This window comes from Chitinophaga sp. 22308 (assembly GCF_052045305.1).
GTDB lineage: Bacteria > Bacteroidota > Bacteroidia > Chitinophagales > Chitinophagaceae > Chitinophaga > Chitinophaga varians_A.
The window spans coordinates 878192-896445 of the sequence record NZ_JBQEOP010000003.1 but is presented as its reverse complement, the minus strand read 5'-3'; the positions used below and the strand labels follow the sequence as shown (position 1 = coordinate 896445).

Genomic DNA, 18254 nt, shown 5'->3' with positions numbered 1-18254 from the left:
CCTTTAGGGTAAAGTAATATTTGCCATTTGAGGTGCTTTTAGATTCATATCGTTCTTTACTTGGACTTATTACTGACTACTGAAGCGATGCCATTCTCCATAGCAATCTTAGTCGCATATGTTTCACTGACAAGTATAATTTCTCCATTACTTGCTTTATGGACAAACCGATATAGAATTGAATGCTTGTTAAAAAAAATACAGTTTTTTATACCCGACAGGGTATATTTTTCCAGAAAAATCTGAATCAATAAATGATATAGTATTGAAATTAAACACAAGAAAAGTATGCAAACGAAAAAGGCTCCCAACGTCAATACGCTGAAAGCCTTTAGTGTAGTGTGCTCCCACCAGGGCATGATCCTGGGACCCCTTGATTATGAGTCAAGTGCTCTAACCAACTGAGCTATAGGAGCGGTTCCGAAGAACAGGGGGATTCCCTTTTTCAAGGGACGGCAAAGTTAATTATTTCCCCGAATTATCCTAAATTTTTTTTAACTGTGGGCACGGGTACGCCTATACTGTAAAAAATCTGCTTTCTTTGTATACTATGAAAGGCATAAAAAATATCATCTTCGACCTGGGTGGGGTGATTCTTAATATCAATTATCAGCTGACCCGTGAGGCTTTTACGGCATTGGGCGTGCAACATTTTGAGCAGTTATATAACCAGTTCAAGGGTTCGCGGCTATTCGACAACCTGGAAACGGGGCATATTACACCGGAAGCATTTGTGGCGGAAATGAAGAAACATGTCGCCGAAGGGGTAACGGAGGAGCAGATCATTGCGGCATGGAATGCCATGTTGCTGGATTTTCCCCTGCAACGTTTACAGTTGCTGCAACAGTTAAGGCAGCATTATGGCATGTATCTGCTGAGCAACACGAACGCCATCCATCTGGAAACATTCAACAAAATGCTGCAGGACACAAGAGGTATCCCTTCGCTGGCGGTGTTTTTCGATAAGGCATATTATTCCCATCTGATGGGCCACCGGAAACCGGACCGTGAATCTTACCAGATGGTACTGGACGAGAACGGGCTCAAAGCGGAAGAAACATTATTTATTGATGATACGTTGCCCAATATAGAAGGGGCGAAGGTGGTGGGGTTACAGACGCTTCACCTGCAGGCGCCGAAAACGATACTGGATATTTTCAGGCCGCAGAACGGCTGATGATAATGAAAAAGGCCGCAATGATGCGGCCTTTCTTTATTTGATTTCTTCAAAGTCGATGTAATCGTCTCTTTTAGGCGGTTTGGGTGCCTGCCCCTGGGAGGACTGTCCCTGGCCATAGTTATGGGCTGACTGTTGCTCCTCATACTGCTGGCGCATGTGTTGCTGGATGTCGTTCATCTGTTTACGAACCGCCTTGGTGGACCTGTAAACCGGTATGATAAACTCAAATACCAGCTTGTACAGCAGCCACGCAAAAAACATGTATAGTAAAAATCTCAACATAATGCGACAAAGGTAGCGGATTATCTTTCCGGAGACCGGATAATCCGCTGATTTTAAGGTTTCTTTAACGTTGCTTTCAGGATAATCCCAGCAGCGCAGCGCTCGTCAGCGCTTCCTTTTTATTGTATTCCCAGGTCAGCTTACGGTGGTTCGCGGCGTCAATGATAGTACCTACGAAGCAAAAGCCCAAAGTCACCAGATAGAGAATGCCCATGGCGATCTGGTTGAGCACAAAGCGCTGGATCCCGGCGGTGCCTATCAGTCCGATCAGGCAACAGATCAGGATCATCTGGGGATCTTTCCGGCGGGACTGGTACAAGGCCAGGAAACGTTGTTTGTTGTCAGCACTGTAGCTTTTTGTCAGCTCCTGCAGCCACAACATTTCCTCCTGTTCGATGCCCGGCAACATGGCAAATGAATAATCAGACATAACAATTTATTGTAATTTAAATTCTGCGTATTGGAACCGTGCCACCTGGATGGTCCGGTAAATCAGCATCACTACCGCAACGGGTGCCAACCAGTGGTGGTGGACGGCTTCCTGCCACCGGCCATGCAGAAAAAAGTGGATTCCGTGGCCCAGCCCGCAGCCGGGACAGAAAGGAATACCGATATTTTTAAACAGGCACAGGGACGGCTGACCGGCAGCCGGGTCCAGAAAAAATAAACATATCAGCCCTGCTGGCCAGGCCAGCAACTCCAGATGCAATTTTTTCAGGAATGTAAATATCATTAAAAAAAAATTAAATGTGTTGTCCGGATGGGGCTGCTTGCGGTCTTGAATTCTCTTCAAGTTAAAGATTTTGTTTTTCAATTAAAATAATTTGTAGATTTGCATCAGGAAAAATGATTCAAACGAAGGGGACGGAAGAACGTCCCCTTCTCGTTTTTTGTATGGCAAACGAACAAGTGATAAAAGCTATCCGGGACCTGGCAGAAGGACTGCTGGCAAACGATCCCGACAATTTTTTGGTAGACATCAGGATAAAACCCACCAATAACGTAAAACTCTTTATAGATGGGGATAAGGGGATACCAGTAGACAAACTGGTGTCTTTTAACCGTAAACTCTACGCACTGCTGGAAACCAGTGAGCTCTTTCCTGACAACGATTTCTCCCTGGAAGTTTCTTCCCCCGGGCTGGACGAGCCCCTGAAGCTGCACAGACAATACCTGAAAAACATTGGCCGCAAAGTGGAGGTCACCCTCCTTGACGGTGCAGTGAAAGAAGGTACATTGCTGGCGGTTACGGATGACTCCATCACCATCGAGGAAACAATCGGCAAAAAGAAAGAAACCAAACAAACCGAATTAACACTAAATGAAATAAAGCACACCAAAGTGTGCATCGTGTTTTAAAATATAATACATAAACATGGCTAGTATTAACCTGATTGAGTCATTCACCGAGTTTAAGGAGGCGGAAAACATTGACCGCCCTACGTTGATGAAGGTATTGGAAGATGTGTTCAAAACACTGCTGCGAAAGAAGTATGGCTCAGATGAGAATTTTGACGTGATCGTAAATACAGAGAAAGGTGACCTTGAAATATTACGCCGCCGCACTATCGTGTCTGACGGTGAAGTGGAAGATGACAATGCGCAGATCGCCTACTCAGAGGCCATTAAAATTGAACCGGACTACCAGATTGGGGAAGATCTTTATGAAGAAGTAGAGATCCTCGACTTCGGCCGCAGGGCTATCCTCGCCGCCAAACAAACCCTCTCCGCCCGTATCGGTGACCTGAAAAAGAACATCCTGGTAAAGAAATACGCCGACAAAGCCGGCGAAATTGTTACCGGGGAAGTATACCAGGTTTGGAAAAAAGAAGTTTTATTGCTTGATGATGAAGGGAATGAGTTAATTTTGCCCAAATCTGAGCAGATTCCGACAGATTATTTCAAGAAAGGAGAAAATGTTAGAGCGGTAGTAAAGAAAGTGGAAATGAAAAACAACGCGCCACTCATCATTCTTTCCCGTACACATCCATCCTTCCTGGCTAAATTGCTGGAAATTGAAGTGCCTGAGATATTTGACGGCCTGATCGTGATCAAGAAAATTGTCCGCGAACCCGGTGAAAGAGCAAAAGTGGCCGTTGAATCCTACGATGACCGTATCGACCCGGTAGGCGCCTGCGTAGGTATGAAAGGTAGCCGCATCCACGGCATCGTGCGCGAACTCAGAAACGAAAATATCGATATCATTAACTATACTACCAACATCCAGCTGTTGATTCAACGCTCCCTCACACCAGCCCGGATCAGCCGCATGGAAGTAGATAGCGAAAACAAATACGCTTCCGTTTACCTCAACCCTGACCAGGTATCACTGGCCATCGGTAAAAAAGGCGTTAACATCAAACTCGCCTGCGAACTCACAGGCTTCGAAATTGATGTCTTCCGTGACGAAGCGCAGGAACAAGCCGAATTTGATATCGATCTGGAAGAATTCTCAGATGAAATCGAAGAATGGATCATTGATGAGCTGAAAAGAATAGGTTGTGACACTGCCCGCAGCGTATTGGAGCTGACCACCGAAGAACTGGTTCGCCGTTCAGATCTGGAAGAAGAGACAGTGCAGGATATAAGAAGAATATTACAGGAAGAGTTTGACAAAGAATAAAGCCCAGCCAGAAACCTTCCCAGGTAAAGGGCTTATTAGAAGGGGAATTGATTTTTTCGAGTTATTGTTTAAACGTAAAAAAACATCCCGTTTGGAAGAAACGGGAAACAGGGGAGGCCCGAAATACGATATGCCTGAAACAACAAACAACACACCACGATTGCTGGCTGCAGCCAAAGAGTTTAATATTGGTAAGGAAACCCTCATTGATTTCCTTAGCAATAAAGGCTTCGATATGGGCGGCTTTGGATCTCCAAATGCCCGCCTTACGGCTGTCATGTACTCAGCCCTGCAGTCGGAATTCCAACAGGACAAGGCTAACAAACGCAAAAGCGACCAGATAGCCCTGCCCAAAGGAAGCGTGTTAGAAACAAAGATGAAGAAGGAGAAAGAGGAAGCAGAGGCTGCGGCAAAAAAGAACCTGAAAGAAAAAGATGAGGCTGCACCCGTAGCGGAAGCTCCCAAAGCTGAACAAGCCCCCGAACCTAAACAGGAACCTGTGAAGGAAACACCTAAAAAGGAACCTCAGGCGGCTGCTCCGGCTCAACCAACACCCCCTCCGGTAAAAGAAAAAGAGGAAGCCAAGCCTAAACAAGAACCTCCGGCTGTTACAGCTCCCCCTGTTGCGGAAGTTCCAAAAGCACCGGCACCTCCCGCTGAACCAGAAGTGGTGAAAACAGAATCTCCTAAGATTAACGGCCCGAAAGTCATCACCACGATAGACCTCGACGCCCTTAACCGTAATAAAAAACCTGCTGCCAAAAAAGAACCGGAAGAAAAACCGGCTCCTCAACAAACAGCAGCACCTGCTCCCAAAGAGGAAAAACCACAACCGGTCACCCCTCCCGTAGCAGCTAAACCGGAAGAAAAACCGGAACCCACGCCGGCACCAGTTGCCACCCCCGTTGCAAAACAGGAAGACGTGGAAAAAGCAGCGCCCAAAGCGGAAAAAGCTGAAACAGCCCCCGCTCCGCAAGCAGAGAAAGTAGCGCAAACAGTTAAAACCGATACGACAGAAAAAACGGAAAAAGCCGCACCGGTTGAAGATAAACCTGTAGTTAACAAAGTGGAAGAAGTATTACAAGAGGCAAAACCGGCTGCAGTCAAAGAACCGGCTAACATTCCTGTTAAACAGCCCGTAAAGGAAGAACAACGCAACATTCCGCCTGCCCCCGCTGCTGAAAACACCCAGACTCCTCCTCAACCGGAAGAGCCTACCGTGATCAGTAACATCCAGGCCGAAAAATTGACCGGCCCGAAAGTAATCGGCAAAATCGAACTGCCCGTTCAGTCCGACAGACGCGATAACAATAAAGGCAATTTCAACCGCGATGAAAAACGTAAACGTAAACGTATCATCGTGGAGAAAAAACCCGAACCCATCCAGCCGAAAGACTTCAAGGAAGGCGGCCAGCAAGGTGGCGGTGGTAACCGTCCGCACCACGAAAACCGCGATAATCGCGGCGATAACCGTGGCGGTGATAATCGTGGCGGCAACAGAAGCCACGGCGATAACCGTAACCAGGGCGGCGGCACCCAGGGTGGTGATAACCGTAACCGTCAGGGCGGCCAGCAAGGTACCGGCTTCAACAGAGGCGGCAACCAGCAAGGCGGCGGTTTCAACAGAGGCCAGGGCCAACAAGGCGGCCAGGGTGGAAACAGACCAGGTGGCCAACAAGGCGGCTTCAACAGACAAGGCGGCCAGGGCGGAAACAGACCAGGCTTCAACAGGCCCGGCCAGGGCGGAAACTTCCGTCCGGGTGGTGCCCGCGGCGCTGATGATAAACGCACTGCTGAAGAAAAGGAAATCGATAAAAACGAAATCCAGAATAAAATCAAGGAAACCATGGCCAAACTCGGTGGCGGCGGTCGCGGTAAAAACGTGAAAGCCAAACACCGTAGGGAAAAACGCGAGGAAAGAGCCAGCCAGAAAGCCAGAGAAGGCGCTGAAGACAACAAACTCCAGGTAACGGAATTCGTTTCTGTGAGCGAGCTCGCCAACCTCATGGACGTTAGCTTCGCTGAAGTTATCTCCAAATGTATGGGCCTCGGTATCATGGTATCCATCAACCAACGCCTCGACGCGGAAGTAATCGAACTGGTAGCCGGCGAATTTGGCTACGAAGTGGAATTCATCGGCCTCGACGCAGCGGAAGACTCCGAAGAAGAAGAAGACGTAGACGCACCGGAAGATCTGCAGCCCCGCGCTCCGATCGTTACCATCATGGGTCACGTTGACCACGGTAAAACATCACTGCTCGACTATATCCGCAACGCCAACGTGGTAGCGGGTGAAGCCGGCGGTATCACCCAACACATCGGTGCTTACCAGGTAACTACTGCCAACGGCAAAAAAATCACCTTCCTCGATACCCCCGGCCACGAAGCATTTACGGCCATGCGTGCCCGCGGTGCCAAAGCCGCCGACATCGCCGTGATCGTGATCGCTGCCGACGACGCCATCATGCCACAAACACGTGAAGCGATCTCCCACTCACAGGCCGCAGGCCTCCCAATGGTGTTCGCTATCAACAAAGTGGACAAAGACGGCGCCAACCCGGAAAAAATCAAGGAACAACTGGCCCAGCTGAACCTCCTCGTGGAAGACTGGGGCGGTAAATACCAAAGCCAGGAAATATCCGCTAAAAGCGGCCTCAATATCGACGTCCTGCTGGAAAAAATCCTGCTGGAAGCGGAACTGCTCGACCTGAAAGCCAATCCGGACCGCGAAGGCTCCGGTAGCATCGTGGAAGCATCCCTCGATAAAGGCCGTGGATACGTGGCCTCCCTGCTGGTACAAAACGGTACCCTCCGCCAGGGCGACACTATCGTGTCCGGCTCCTTCTACGGTAAAATCAAAGCCATGTTCAATGAACGCGGCCAACGTATGGATGAAGCAGGTCCTTCTATGCCGGTACAGGTGCTCGGCCTCAATGGCGCACCACAAGCCGGTGAGAAATTCAAAATGTACGAAGACGAATCTGAAGCAAAAGAAACCGCTAACCGCAGAGCACAGATCGTCCGCGAACAAGGCATCCGTACCAAAAAACATATCACCCTCGATGAAATCGGCCGCAGGCTGGCTCTGGGTAACTTTAAACAGCTCAACCTCATCATCAAGGCCGACTTTGACGGCTCTGTGGAAGCATTGAGCGACTCCCTCCAGAAACTGTCTACCGAAGAAATCGTTATCAGTATCGTACACAAAGCAGTAGGTCAGATCACCGAATCCGACGTCCTGCTCGCTACTGCCTCCGACGCTATCATCCTCGGTTTCCAGGTGCGTCCTTCTTCCCAGGCTGCCAAACTTGCGGAAAAAGAAAACATCGAAATCCGCAACTACTCCATCATCTACGACGCGATCGACGAGATCAAGAGCGCGATGGAAGGGATGCTGGAACCCAAAATCGAGAAAAAAGTGGTGTGCAACGTACAAGTGCGCGAAACTTACAAATTCGACAAGGTTACAGTGGCCGGCTGCTTCGTTCTCGATGGCAAGCTGACCAGAAACACCCGCATCAACGTGGTACGCGACGGTATCGTAGTCCATACAGGCGAACTCGGCTCCCTCAAACGTTATAAAGACGACGTGAAAGAAGTGGCCGCTAACATGGAGTGCGGTCTGAGTATCCGCGGATACAGCGACCTGAGACCAGACGATATCATCGAAGGTTTCGAAGAGGTGGAAGTAAAAAGAACTCTCTAATACCCGCTTCCCGGTCCCTCCAGACCGGGAAGTCATAAAAAAAAGCTGTCAGAAATGGTGATACCCTCAATATCCCCGCTTTTTGACAGCTTTTTCTTTTATTATCCCTGCCCATCGGCGCGAAACCAAAGGCTTATCTAAACTTTTGTTAAATCCGTCGATATTAAATACAGTCCTGATCTTTAATTGGTTATTTTTGGATTTTACCGCTATAATATGAAGAAACTTTTGGCTTTATCTGCAGGAGCTTTGCTGTTATGGCAAGCTGCTGCCGCTCAGCAAAAACTCGTGGCAGACAAAATTATCGGCGTAGTAGGGGATAAGATCATCCTCAAATCCGATATGGACGGCGCCATGGCAGACCAGGCCCGGAACTCCCCCGATGGCACCGTCAGCCCACAGGCTGCCTGCACTACCATGGAAATGCTGATCTCCCAAAAGGTGATGGTGCTCCAGGCAGAAAGGGACAGCTTGCCCGTTTCTGACGGAGACGTGGAAGCTCAAATGGAAAACCGTATCCGCTACTTCGAACAGCTCTACGGCTCCAAAGAAAAAATGAAAGAAATTACCGGCTACAGCGTATACCAGCTCCGCGAACGTTTCCGTACCCCCATCAAGGAAGGACTGCTCGCCCAGGCAATGCGCAATAAAGTAGTGGAAAACGTGAAGGTGACCCCTTCTGAAGTAAAACGCTACTTCGACGCCATCCCGAAAGACAGCCTTCATTTCTATGAGTCCGAACTGGAAATAGGTCAACTCGTCCTGATTCCCAAGGCGACCCGCGAAATGGACAACTACGCGATAGAACGGCTCCAGGACTTCAAAAAAAGAGTGGTCAACAAGGAATCCGACTTCGGCTCCCTCGCCATCCTCTACTCTGAAGACCCCGGAGTAAAAGAAAATAAAGGCATCTACGTGATGAACCGCAGCGATAAACAGTGGGACGCGGACTTTATGGCCGCCGCCTTCCGTCTGAAGGAAGGTGAAATATCCTCCCCTGTAAAATCCCAGTTCGGCTATCACCTGATCCAGATGATCAAACGCTCCGGCGATAACGTAACGGTACAACATATTCTGTTGAAAGCTGCCGTAACCAAAGCCGATCTGGCCGGCGCCACCGCTAAACTGGACTCCATCCGCACCCTGATCCTGAATAACAAAATCACTTTCCCGGAAGCGGTTGCCAAATTCAGCGACTCTAAAAGCGCAAAATTCGACGGCGGTATGCTCCAGTCCAAAACCGGCGAAGGCACCCTGCTCACCATCGACCAACTCGATGACCCGTCAGAAAGAGATATCGTTATGATGCTCGATACCCTTAAACCAGGACATATGTCAGCCCCGGTTGCATTTACCGACGAATCAGGCGCTACCGGTGTCCGGATCGTGTACCTTAAAACACGTACCCAGCCACACCGCGAAAACCTGACCGACGACTATTCCCGTATCCAGCAACGGACCCTCGATATCAAAAGAGCTGAAGCCATCAACAAATGGCTCATCGAAAAGATACCCACCTTCTACGTACATGTAGATGACGACTATAAAAACTGTACCCATATCAGCCAATGGATGTCCTCTCTGGCCAAACAGTAACTGTGAGGGAACAGGATTCAAACTGATTCTCCTGATGGGCGAAGACAAAAGCGGATAACGCGGATGTCCTCGCCCATCTTCTTTTTCCGGTCTTCTGCTCCCGTATTTACCCCAGTTCAGGTTGATGCCCGCCGCTTTTCTGACAGCCTGCCCACCCCGTTTCCCACCGCTCAACACGCACAATTCGTATTTCGTATTTTTTTGGCGTAACTTTGCGTCTTCAAATTTCAGCGATGAGTGATGCGATCAAACATGAATGCGGCCTGGCATTCATAAGATTAAGAAAACCATTCTCTTATTACCAGCAAAAATATGGGACTGTGTTCTATGGGCTCAACAAACTGTACCTGCTCATGGAAAAACAACACAACAGAGGCCAGGACGGCGCTGGTGTGGCCACAGTAAAACTCAATACGGAGCCCGGCGTTCCCTTCATGCACAGGATTCGCAGCGCCGCCCCACAAGCTATCGGCGATGTTTTCAGTAAAATCCGGGAAGAGATCCAGGAAATCGAAAAATATCAACCCGAAATCACCAAATATCCCGGCCTCCTGAAAGGACACATCCGGTTCCTTGGTGAAAACCTGATGGGACACCTCCGCTATGCCACCCAGGGCAAAAACAACGTGGAACTTTGCCACCCGTTCGTACGCTACAACACCATCCCCGCCCGTAACCTCGCCATGGCGGGCAACTTTAACCTGGTAAACGCCGATGAGCTCTTCAAATTTGTTCAGGTAAACCCCGGTGAAGTTCACAAGAATTCTGACCTCGCTGCCATGCTCGAAACCGTTCATCACTTCCTTTCCAAGGAAGATGAAGAACGCCGCAACGGCCTCGACGTTAAACATATCCTGCAACAGGCATTCTCCCTGTTCGACGGCGGTTACCACGCGTGTGGCCTCATCGGCACCGGCGACGCCTTCGTTATCCGTGATCCGCACGGCATCCGTCCGTCCTACTATTATGTCAATGACGACGTGATCGTGGCCGCTTCTGAAAGAGCCGCTATCCGTACCACCTTCAACGTAGGCGAAAATGAAGTGCTCGAACTGATGCCCGGCAACGCCCTCATCGTAAAAGAAAACGGCGAATACAGCATCGACCAGATCCTCGAACCGAAAGAACGCAAAGCCTGCTCCTTCGAAAGGATCTACTTCTCCCGCGGTAATGACGAAAAAATATACAAGGAGCGTACCTCCCTCGGCCGTAACTTGTCCGCTACCGTACTCAAAGCTATCGACAACGATCTGAAAAATACCATCTTCTCCTTCATCCCCAACACAGCGGAAGTAGCCTTCTATGGTCTGTTAAAAGGACTGGAAGACTATCTCAACAAAATCAAAGTGGAGAGAATCCTCTCCTGGGACAAAGACTACGACGAGGAGAAGCTCAATGAAATGATCAACCGTCGTATCCGCATCGATAAAATCGCTATCAAAGACGTGAAAATGCGCACCTTCATCACGGAAGATTCCAGCCGTAATGAAATGGTACAACACGTATACGATATCACCTACGGTACGGTAAGACCCGGTATCGACTCTCTAGTGGTGATCGATGACTCTATCGTTCGCGGCACCACCCTCCGCGAAAGCATCATCAAAATGCTCGACCGCCTCGGCCCTAAACGCATCATCGTGGTGTCCTCTGCTCCGCAGATCCGCTACCCCGACTGCTACGGTATCGATATGAGCAAAATGGGCGATTTCGTAGCCTTCCAGGCTGCCATAGCCCTGCTGAAAGATCATGGCAAGGAACATATCCTCCAGGAAGCCTACGGCCTGTGCAAAGAGTTACAACGCACCAACACCCTCCACGCGCAAAACGTGGTGAAAAATATCTATAAACCCTTCACGCCGGAACAGATCTCCGCTAAAATTGCGGAAATCCTCACTCCTGAAGGTATCGGCGCCAAAGTGGAAGTCATCTACCAGTCCATTGAAAGCCTCCACGAGGCATGCCCCAATAACCTGGGCGACTGGTACTTCACCGGTGATTATCCTACCCCCGGCGGCAACCGCGTGGTAAATAAAGCCTTCATGAACTTCATGGAAGGCAAAAATGAAAGAGGCTACTAAATCAAGACTCATCATCATAAAAAAAGCGAAGATCAGCAACTGATCTTCGCTTTTTTAGTTGTATCCTGCCGTGTTAATTTTGTCTTAAATCATCCCTCTCCGGCTGGCTTTATTCTCCTAACACATTAACTTCCTGTAAAATCTTTATTTTCGTTCCGGTAAATCACCGTTTTCAGCCCATGAAAACACTCTTACTCATCCGTCATGCAAAATCCAGCTGGACCAATCCGGACATGGACGATTTTGACAGGCCGCTCAACAAGCGGGGAAAACAAAACGCCCCGGAAATGGCCCAGCGCCTCGTATCCAGAGGCATGGTCCCCGAGTTGATCATCGCCAGCCCGGCCAAACGTGCCCGCACTACCGCCAAAATCATGGCTGAAGAATGGCACTATCCCAAACAGGCGATCCTGCTCGAAGAAGAACTCTACCTCTGTTATGCGTCCACTTTCCTCAAAGTGATCACAAAAATAGATGACGACTTCAACGCGGTGGCCATCTTCGCACATAATCCCGGTATCACCGACTTTGCCAATTATCTCACTGAAGAAATCCGCATCGATAATGTGCCCACTACCGGCATCTTTGCCATACAGGCCGATACCGACAGCTGGAAAGACTTTGACCTCGCCCGCAAAAAATTCCTCTTCTTCGACTACCCCCGTAACAACTAACCCTTCACAATCTTATTATAAGAAGTACTAATGCCTTTTATCAGTGATGAACTGAAGCCCTGGTGCTCCATTTCATTCAGTCCAGCTATAGTACAGCCCTTTGGAGTAGTCACCTTGTCAATTTCCTCTTCAGGGTGACGGTTCTCCCGGATCAACAGCTCAGCGGCGCCTTTTACTGTTTGCGCAGCAATCAGGCTGGCTGTTCTTACATCGAACCCAATCTCGATACCGCCCTGTATATTGGCACGGATAAAGCGCAACGCAAAGGCAATACCGCAGGCGCCCAGCACGGTAGCGGCGTCCATCAGCTTTTCATCAATGCTGACAGTCGCGCCCAGCTGGTCAAACATGGTCTTTACATAACGCAACTGCTCTTCGCTGGCATTGGCGGCACAAATACAGGTAATAGACTCCTGTATGGCAATCGCTGTATTGGGCATGGCCCGCACCAGTGGCAGGTCCGGTACAATATGCGACAGGTCAGCGATGCTGACGCCGGTCACCACACTGATCAGGATATGTTTCGCAGGGTCGAATGCTGCTTTCAGTTCCTGCAACACCTCCCGCACATTATAGGGCTTCAGCGCCACTACAATCACCTCCGACTGCCGGATAGCTTTCGCGTTGTCTGTTTCCACCTGCACGCCGGCAGCTTTCAGATCGGCCAGGGTACTGGTGTTTCGCTTGGTAATAGTAATATCGGACGGCTGGGAAAAACCGCTTTTCACCAATCCCTGCGCGATCGCCGAGCCCAGATTTCCCCCGCCTATAATGGCTATTTTTTTGGCTGACATAACATTTATTTTTTCAGATAAAAATCCTACGGAAGGTATAACAATTGCGCCACTGATGCAAACCGTGCGTATTCGTTATCTTGCAACTATGCAGGCAACACACAAGGCAGCAGCTTTTTTCGCCAGGATAAAAGAAGCGCATCATTCAACCAGCCCGGAAGAAAAAATCCACCAGTACCGGCAGATACTGGAAACCCTGTTTCGCGATCTTACACGCGAAGAAACTCGGTCTTTCGGCAACCTGTTTGCGCGTATGCAGTTTTATTTCGATAAACACTCAGTGCCCCCAGAGATCCGGCAACCGCTGTCAGCGCTTCGCATCCTCACCAACAGGGCCACCAGCGGCATGTTCCCCCTGCAGGAACAAGAGCACCAATGCTGCATTAAAGCGCTCGCCGAAGCGGTGGCCTGGGCCTATCAGGAACCGGAGCCGGAAAGCATCCGGCTGCTGTTCCGCGACACCGGCGGTATCTGCCTCTCCCTATCGTACCAGCATCATCCTTCCGATATACCACTGCTGAAATGTATGGTCACCGGCACCAGCCCGCTGGCACTGAATGATAAAGGCTCACATACTTTCACCATCACCGCCAAAAACGATGAACAGGGCACGTTTGAGTTATTGCTCGATCAACTCGATGACCAGACCGTAGTGGCCCTGTATCCCCTGTTGCGCCCATACGACACCATCCTGGTACATCACTGCCGGCAGGGAGATAACCCACATCAATATCAGACGGCGTCCGAAAGCCAGATCATCCTGGAACCGGACCTGCTCATCGATATCAGCGACCTCGCAGAATGCTTTACGCACAAAGGCGCTAACCATCTGCTGTACCTCGTCAGGAAACTGACGCCCCATCAGGCTTCCCCGGCCGCTTTCAAGGGAAACCTCGTCAATGCCCTGCTGGATGAGATGCTGCGTAACAGCGAAGTGGACGTAAAAACATCCTTTGTGGAAGCGGTGGCCGAAAACGTGCTACAGGCGGCCGCCTATGGGCGCGAGCAGCTCAATGAAATGTTCCGCGACATCCGGCAGCACCACTGGGGCAACCTTCAGGCCACCGTCCGGGACCTGCGCGATAAGCCGGTCCAGATAGAGCCTACCTTTTTCTCTGCCCGCTATGGCCTGCAGGGAAGGCTGGACCTCATGACCGAAGACAATGAGGACCCGCACCGTAAAGAAATTTTTGAGTTAAAAAGCGGGAAAGCGCCTGACTTTAATACCTGGAAAAACCATGAAATGCAGGTAGTAGGGTACAACCTGCTGTTACGTTCCGCCTTCGGCCGGCAACGCAAAGGCAGTTCCGCGATTTTGTATTCGGCCGCTGCGGCTAATCCGCTCCGCAACGTCAGCAGTACGCACCGCACTGAAAATGAGCTGATGTTGTTGCGTAACCAGGTGGTGGCCATGCTGCTGCGGCTGGCAGGAGAGGAGTATGGCGTGCTGTCTTCCATCACTGGTACGGCCGCCACCGGGCTGCCTCCTTTCAGCGCCATACATTTCACTGCCTTTGAAAAAGCCTGGTATTCCGCCAGCGAAGAAGCCAAAGCCTATTATAAACAGTACCTGTCTTTTGTACTGCGGGAATACCTGCAGGCCAAATGCGGCATGTATTCCGAAACGGACCGGGAAGAAGACGCCGACGGCTTCTCCGCACTCTGGCTGCAGACGGCCGCGGAAAAGGCCGCCCGCTTTAATATTATTCCCGGATTACGTTTCAGGGAGTTTGACCATGTGAACAGCGCCGTGCTTTTTGATATAGCCGGTCCCGTTAGCCACAACTTCCGCACTGGCGATACCGCAGTCATCTACCCCCGCACAGGCGCGGGGTTACAGCCATTACAACAACAGCTGCTTAAGGGCCGCATCGATGACCTGGCAAAAGATACGCTCACCTTTTCACTCAACAACCGGCAGATGACGCTGGATTTCTTCCGGCAGTTTGATGAATGGGTCATTGAGCATGATATCTATGAGTCTAATTACTGGATGGCGGCGTCTGCGCTGTTTCAGATGCTGTCGCCGGCAAATGCACAGCGTGTCCGCATGTTGCTCGGGCTGGAAATACCCCGTTGGCACCCCTTACCATTTCCGGCACCTGCCATGTTCAATGCCAACCAGGAAAAGATCGTGCAGCAGGCGCTGGAGGCGCAGGACTACTACCTGTTACAGGGGCCTCCGGGCACGGGCAAAACATCCTCTTTGCTTACCACGATAGTGGGAGAGATGATCAAACAACAACGCCATGTAGTGATCGTGGCGTTCACCAATAAAGCAGTAGACGAGATTTGCAGCAAGCTGGAAGCCCGTCAGATTGCATATTTGCGGCTTGGTGGCAGGAGTACCGGAAGTGCGCGGCAACTGCGGGACCTCTGCCTCAAAGGCTCGCTGGACGATGCGCGGGCATATATCACCGGGCATCGCGTTTTTGTGGCAACAGTCGCCACAATGGCCACCCGGCTGGAGCAACTGGTGATGATGGGCATTCCCACCGACACGCTGATCGCTGACGAAGCGTCACAGCTTACAGAGCCGCAGCTGTTAGGGCTGCTGATGCCTTTCCGCAAGTTTATACTCATAGGCGACCAGAACCAGCTGCCGCCCGTGGTTACACAGGAAGCCGCTTTCTGCCGGGTAAAAGACCCGCTGTTGCTGGAATTGGGCATACGTGACCTGCGGTGCTCCATCTTTGAAAGACTGATGCACCGCTGCAAGCAGGCGCAGTGGCGCCATGCATGGGGAATGCTGAACACCCATTTCCGGATGCACGAAAGTATTGCCAGCCTGGTGAATCACTATTATGCAGGGCAACTGGCGTCGGGCGGAGAGCAGCAACGGGCGGATTTTGATCCGGCCGCTTGTCCGGACAGAGTCCCATGGCGGCACATACTGACCCTGGGCAGGAAAATATTTATTCCCAGCCCTTACGAGGCCACTTCCAAAATGAACCAGACGGAAGCTGAGCGGGTTGTTTCCCTGTTACAGTACCTCCGTTTGCAGTATGGCGATTCCTTTAACCGGGATACGGTAGGAGTGGTCACACCATGGCGCACCCAGATCAGCCTGATACGGGAGTTACTGGCGGGAGACAAGGCCCTGCAACAGGTGAACATAGACACGGTGGAGCGTTTTCAGGGATCGGAAAACGATATTATTATCGTGTCCCTGGCGGTTTATCATGCCGCACAGGTGGATACCCTGCAATGCCTGGGTAGTTTCACATGGGATGAAGCAGATATAGAGGTAGACCGTAAGTTACTGGTAACGTTATCGCGTGCACGAAAACAGGTGGTCCTGCTGGGCTATGAACCGGCTTTGAGCCGGAGCCCGCACTACCGGAAGGTACTGGGTGAGATGGTCAGGGGCAGCCTGTAAAACAGCTAAATCGAAAAAGTAACCTAACAACTATGGCCACACGTTGTATGGCCATAGTCAGACAACATCATATATGATCATTCCTGGTAAACCAGGCGTTAATCCAGTGTTACGTGAGACCAGTTTTCACCGCTTTTTATACGGTACAGCTGCATTTCGCTGATATCAAACTGTTCAGCGATCTGCTTCATGGTTTTTTTACCAGGCTTGTTCAGTAAGCGCTTGATGCTCTTCACTTTGGTCACGTTCAGCTTCAGGCCTTTGAGGCGGTTACGCTGTTTCTCCTTGTAAGCCAGTTTTGCCGGGCTGTTCTGCTGGTGGTCTTCCATTTCCTCTTTGGTTGCCCATTTGAGGTTGCTGGCCTTGTTGTTTTTCTTGTCATAGTCCAGGTGGATCACATATCTGTGAGCACGTCCCGGTCTTTTGTTGAAAAGCTTGGCCACTTCCCGGTGCAGGTAGAGTGACTGGTAGCTGTCCGCAGGTTTTACATTCAAAACCGTATAGCCTTCCACGGTAGAACCCGTGAGCAGCTTACCATCTTCTGTACTTTCATGATAACTGATCACTCTCCCCATGTTTGAAACCGCGTATCTCTTACGCAGGGCAGATTTGTTTTTAATCTGTAAGTCCTTCCAGACTTCATTTCTCAGATTTTTAATTGTGGTCATGTGAAAGTAATTTATAATTTTTGTTTTGATGGGGTTAGTCCGTTTAGACGTAAACGTTACAACCAGCCATTTCATTATCAGCCGGTAGAAAATTCTGTTCAGCTAGTGGGGGAGATGTCCTTTCGAAAATGTGGTCCTTGTATTGTGAAACAATCGCGTCTAATACGTCTTCTATTTCAGCTAATGTTTTGTAAGTTACTAATTGTTGCCTGAATTCCTTTATATGGGGCAGTCCTTTGAGGTAATTTGCGTAATGGCGGCGCATTTCAAGGATTCCCACAATATCACCTTTCCAGGACACGGACTGGCGGAGATGCTTTTTGCAGACTTCTACTCTTTCCAAAACAGTTGGAGGCGGCAAATGTTCGCCCGTCTTCATAAAATGCTTTATCTCCCGGAATATCCAGGGATAACCGATGGCGGCGCGGCCTATCATGACCCCGTCTACGCCAAATTTCTCCCGGGCTGCTATCGTTTGTTCCGGCGTACATATGTCACCGTTACCAAAAATCGGAATTTTGATACGGGGATTATTCTTCACTTTTCCTATCAAAGTCCAGTCTGCATGGCCTTTATACAACTGGGTGCGGGTACGGCCATGAATGGTCAGCGCCTGTATGCCCACGTCCTGCAGCCGCTCTGCCACCTCTTCAATGTTCTTCGTGTTGTCGTCCCAGCCGAGGCGGGTTTTTACGGTTACCGGCAGCCGGGTGGCTTTCACCACTGCTGCGGTCAGCTTTACCATCTTAGGGATGTCTTTCAGGATGCCGGCTCCGGCGCCTTTACAAACCACCTTCTTTACCGGGCAGCCAAAATTGATGTCCAGCAGGTCGGGATTGGTCGTTTCCACTATCTGGGCGGCCATGGCCATTGGCTCCTCATCTCCGCCAAAGATCTGGATGCCTACCGGTCTCTCATAAGGGAAAATATCCAGTTTCTGGCGGCTTTTGATGGCATCACGGATAAGCCCCTCCGAAGAAATGAACTCGGTATACATCAGGTCTGCGCCATTATCTTTACAGACCGCACGGAAGGGCGGATCGCTTACATCCTCCATGGGAGCGAGCAACAGCGGGAATTCACCCAATTCTATATTTCCTATCTTCACCATAAGTTAAATACCACGGTGCCAGACCGCAGTTATTATTTTTATACTTTATATTACTCTTTTTCACAGCGGGAAGTGACAGTTCCTTACTCCCGGAGGTAAGCAGGCAGCATACATAAAAAGATGACGGAGATCACCAGGTATCACTGCAAACTGGATTTCA

Annotated in this window: 15 protein-coding genes and 1 tRNA gene; 8 read left to right on the top strand and 8 right to left on the bottom strand. The window is 50.1% G+C overall.

Annotation, left to right across the window (positions count from 1 at the left end):
- Positions 1 to 56 precede the first annotated feature (56 nt).
- Together ACTJJS_RS15505 and ACTJJS_RS15500 are read right to left on the bottom strand one after the other, a co-directional pair.
- Complete coding sequence (locus ACTJJS_RS15505) at positions 57 to 359, bottom strand: YegP family protein (protein ID WP_440664370.1); 303 nt, start codon at positions 357 to 359, stop codon at positions 57 to 59.
- A tRNA-Ile gene (locus ACTJJS_RS15500) sits at positions 343 to 416 on the bottom strand. Before ACTJJS_RS15500 ends, ACTJJS_RS15505 begins: the two co-directional genes overlap by 17 nt.
- A 134-nt stretch (positions 417 to 550) precedes the next feature.
- Between ACTJJS_RS15500 and ACTJJS_RS15495 the strand changes: the two genes are divergently transcribed.
- Complete coding sequence (locus ACTJJS_RS15495) at positions 551 to 1177, top strand: HAD family hydrolase (protein ID WP_168870780.1); 627 nt, start codon at positions 551 to 553, stop codon at positions 1175 to 1177.
- 36 nt (positions 1178 to 1213) lie between these two features.
- On the opposite strand, the gene ACTJJS_RS15490 is transcribed toward ACTJJS_RS15495, so the two are convergent.
- From ACTJJS_RS15490 to ACTJJS_RS15480, 3 genes are all read right to left on the bottom strand, one after another.
- The gene (locus ACTJJS_RS15490) at positions 1214 to 1441 is read right to left on the bottom strand and encodes a hypothetical protein (RefSeq protein WP_440664369.1); all 228 of its coding nucleotides are present in this window, start codon (positions 1439 to 1441) and stop codon (positions 1214 to 1216) included.
- A 97-nt stretch (positions 1442 to 1538) separates the two neighbouring features.
- Positions 1539 to 1892: a TM2 domain-containing protein gene (locus ACTJJS_RS15485; protein ID WP_440664368.1), complete on the bottom strand. Its 354-nt coding sequence runs from the start codon at positions 1890 to 1892 to the stop codon at positions 1539 to 1541.
- Positions 1893 to 1898: 6 nt separating this feature from the next.
- The gene (locus ACTJJS_RS15480; protein ID WP_440664367.1) at positions 1899 to 2195 is read right to left on the bottom strand and encodes a DUF2752 domain-containing protein; all 297 of its coding nucleotides are present in this window, start codon (positions 2193 to 2195) and stop codon (positions 1899 to 1901) included.
- A 161-nt stretch (positions 2196 to 2356) separates the two neighbouring features.
- Between ACTJJS_RS15480 and rimP the strand changes: the two genes are divergently transcribed.
- From rimP to ACTJJS_RS15450, 6 genes are all read left to right on the top strand, one after another.
- Complete coding sequence (gene rimP / locus ACTJJS_RS15475; protein ID WP_247654868.1) at positions 2357 to 2821, top strand: ribosome maturation factor RimP; 465 nt, start codon at positions 2357 to 2359, stop codon at positions 2819 to 2821.
- A 16-nt stretch (positions 2822 to 2837) separates the two neighbouring features.
- Positions 2838 to 4085, top strand: coding sequence for a transcription termination factor NusA (gene nusA, locus ACTJJS_RS15470; protein WP_168870785.1), 1248 nt, complete (start codon positions 2838 to 2840; stop codon positions 4083 to 4085).
- A gap of 91 nt (positions 4086 to 4176) precedes the next feature.
- A complete protein-coding gene (gene infB / locus ACTJJS_RS15465; RefSeq protein WP_440664366.1) occupies positions 4177 to 7791 on the top strand; it encodes a translation initiation factor IF-2 in 3615 nt (1204 codons plus the stop codon).
- A 216-nt stretch (positions 7792 to 8007) separates the two neighbouring features.
- Positions 8008 to 9387, top strand: a complete 1380-nt coding sequence (locus ACTJJS_RS15460) for a peptidylprolyl isomerase (RefSeq protein ID WP_168870786.1) — start codon at positions 8008 to 8010, stop codon at positions 9385 to 9387.
- Positions 9388 to 9620: 233 nt separating this feature from the next.
- Positions 9621 to 11468 carry an amidophosphoribosyltransferase gene (locus ACTJJS_RS15455; RefSeq protein WP_168870787.1) on the top strand — a complete coding sequence of 616 codons (1848 nt, stop codon included), beginning with the start codon at positions 9621 to 9623 and terminating at the stop codon, positions 11466 to 11468.
- A 179-nt stretch (positions 11469 to 11647) separates the two neighbouring features.
- Complete coding sequence (locus ACTJJS_RS15450; protein WP_168870788.1) at positions 11648 to 12142, top strand: SixA phosphatase family protein; 495 nt, start codon at positions 11648 to 11650, stop codon at positions 12140 to 12142.
- Here the strand turns inward: ACTJJS_RS15450 and proC are convergent.
- Positions 12139 to 12936: a pyrroline-5-carboxylate reductase gene (gene proC / locus ACTJJS_RS15445; protein WP_440664364.1), complete on the bottom strand. Its 798-nt coding sequence runs from the start codon at positions 12934 to 12936 to the stop codon at positions 12139 to 12141. The two genes, ACTJJS_RS15450 and proC, sit on opposite strands and share 4 nt — an antisense overlap.
- A gap of 88 nt (positions 12937 to 13024) precedes the next feature.
- Between proC and ACTJJS_RS15440 the strand changes: the two genes are divergently transcribed.
- Positions 13025 to 16315, top strand: a complete 3291-nt coding sequence (locus tag ACTJJS_RS15440) for a DEAD/DEAH box helicase (protein ID WP_440664363.1) — start codon at positions 13025 to 13027, stop codon at positions 16313 to 16315.
- Positions 16316 to 16413: 98 nt separating this feature from the next.
- Here the strand turns inward: ACTJJS_RS15440 and ACTJJS_RS15435 are convergent, their stop codons facing one another.
- Positions 16414 to 16983, bottom strand: coding sequence for an NUMOD4 domain-containing protein (locus ACTJJS_RS15435; protein ID WP_168870791.1), 570 nt, complete (start codon positions 16981 to 16983; stop codon positions 16414 to 16416).
- A 43-nt stretch (positions 16984 to 17026) separates the two neighbouring features.
- A complete protein-coding gene (gene dusB, locus ACTJJS_RS15430) occupies positions 17027 to 18094 on the bottom strand; it encodes a tRNA dihydrouridine synthase DusB (RefSeq protein WP_168870792.1) in 1068 nt (355 codons plus the stop codon).
- Positions 18095 to 18254 lie beyond the last annotated feature (160 nt).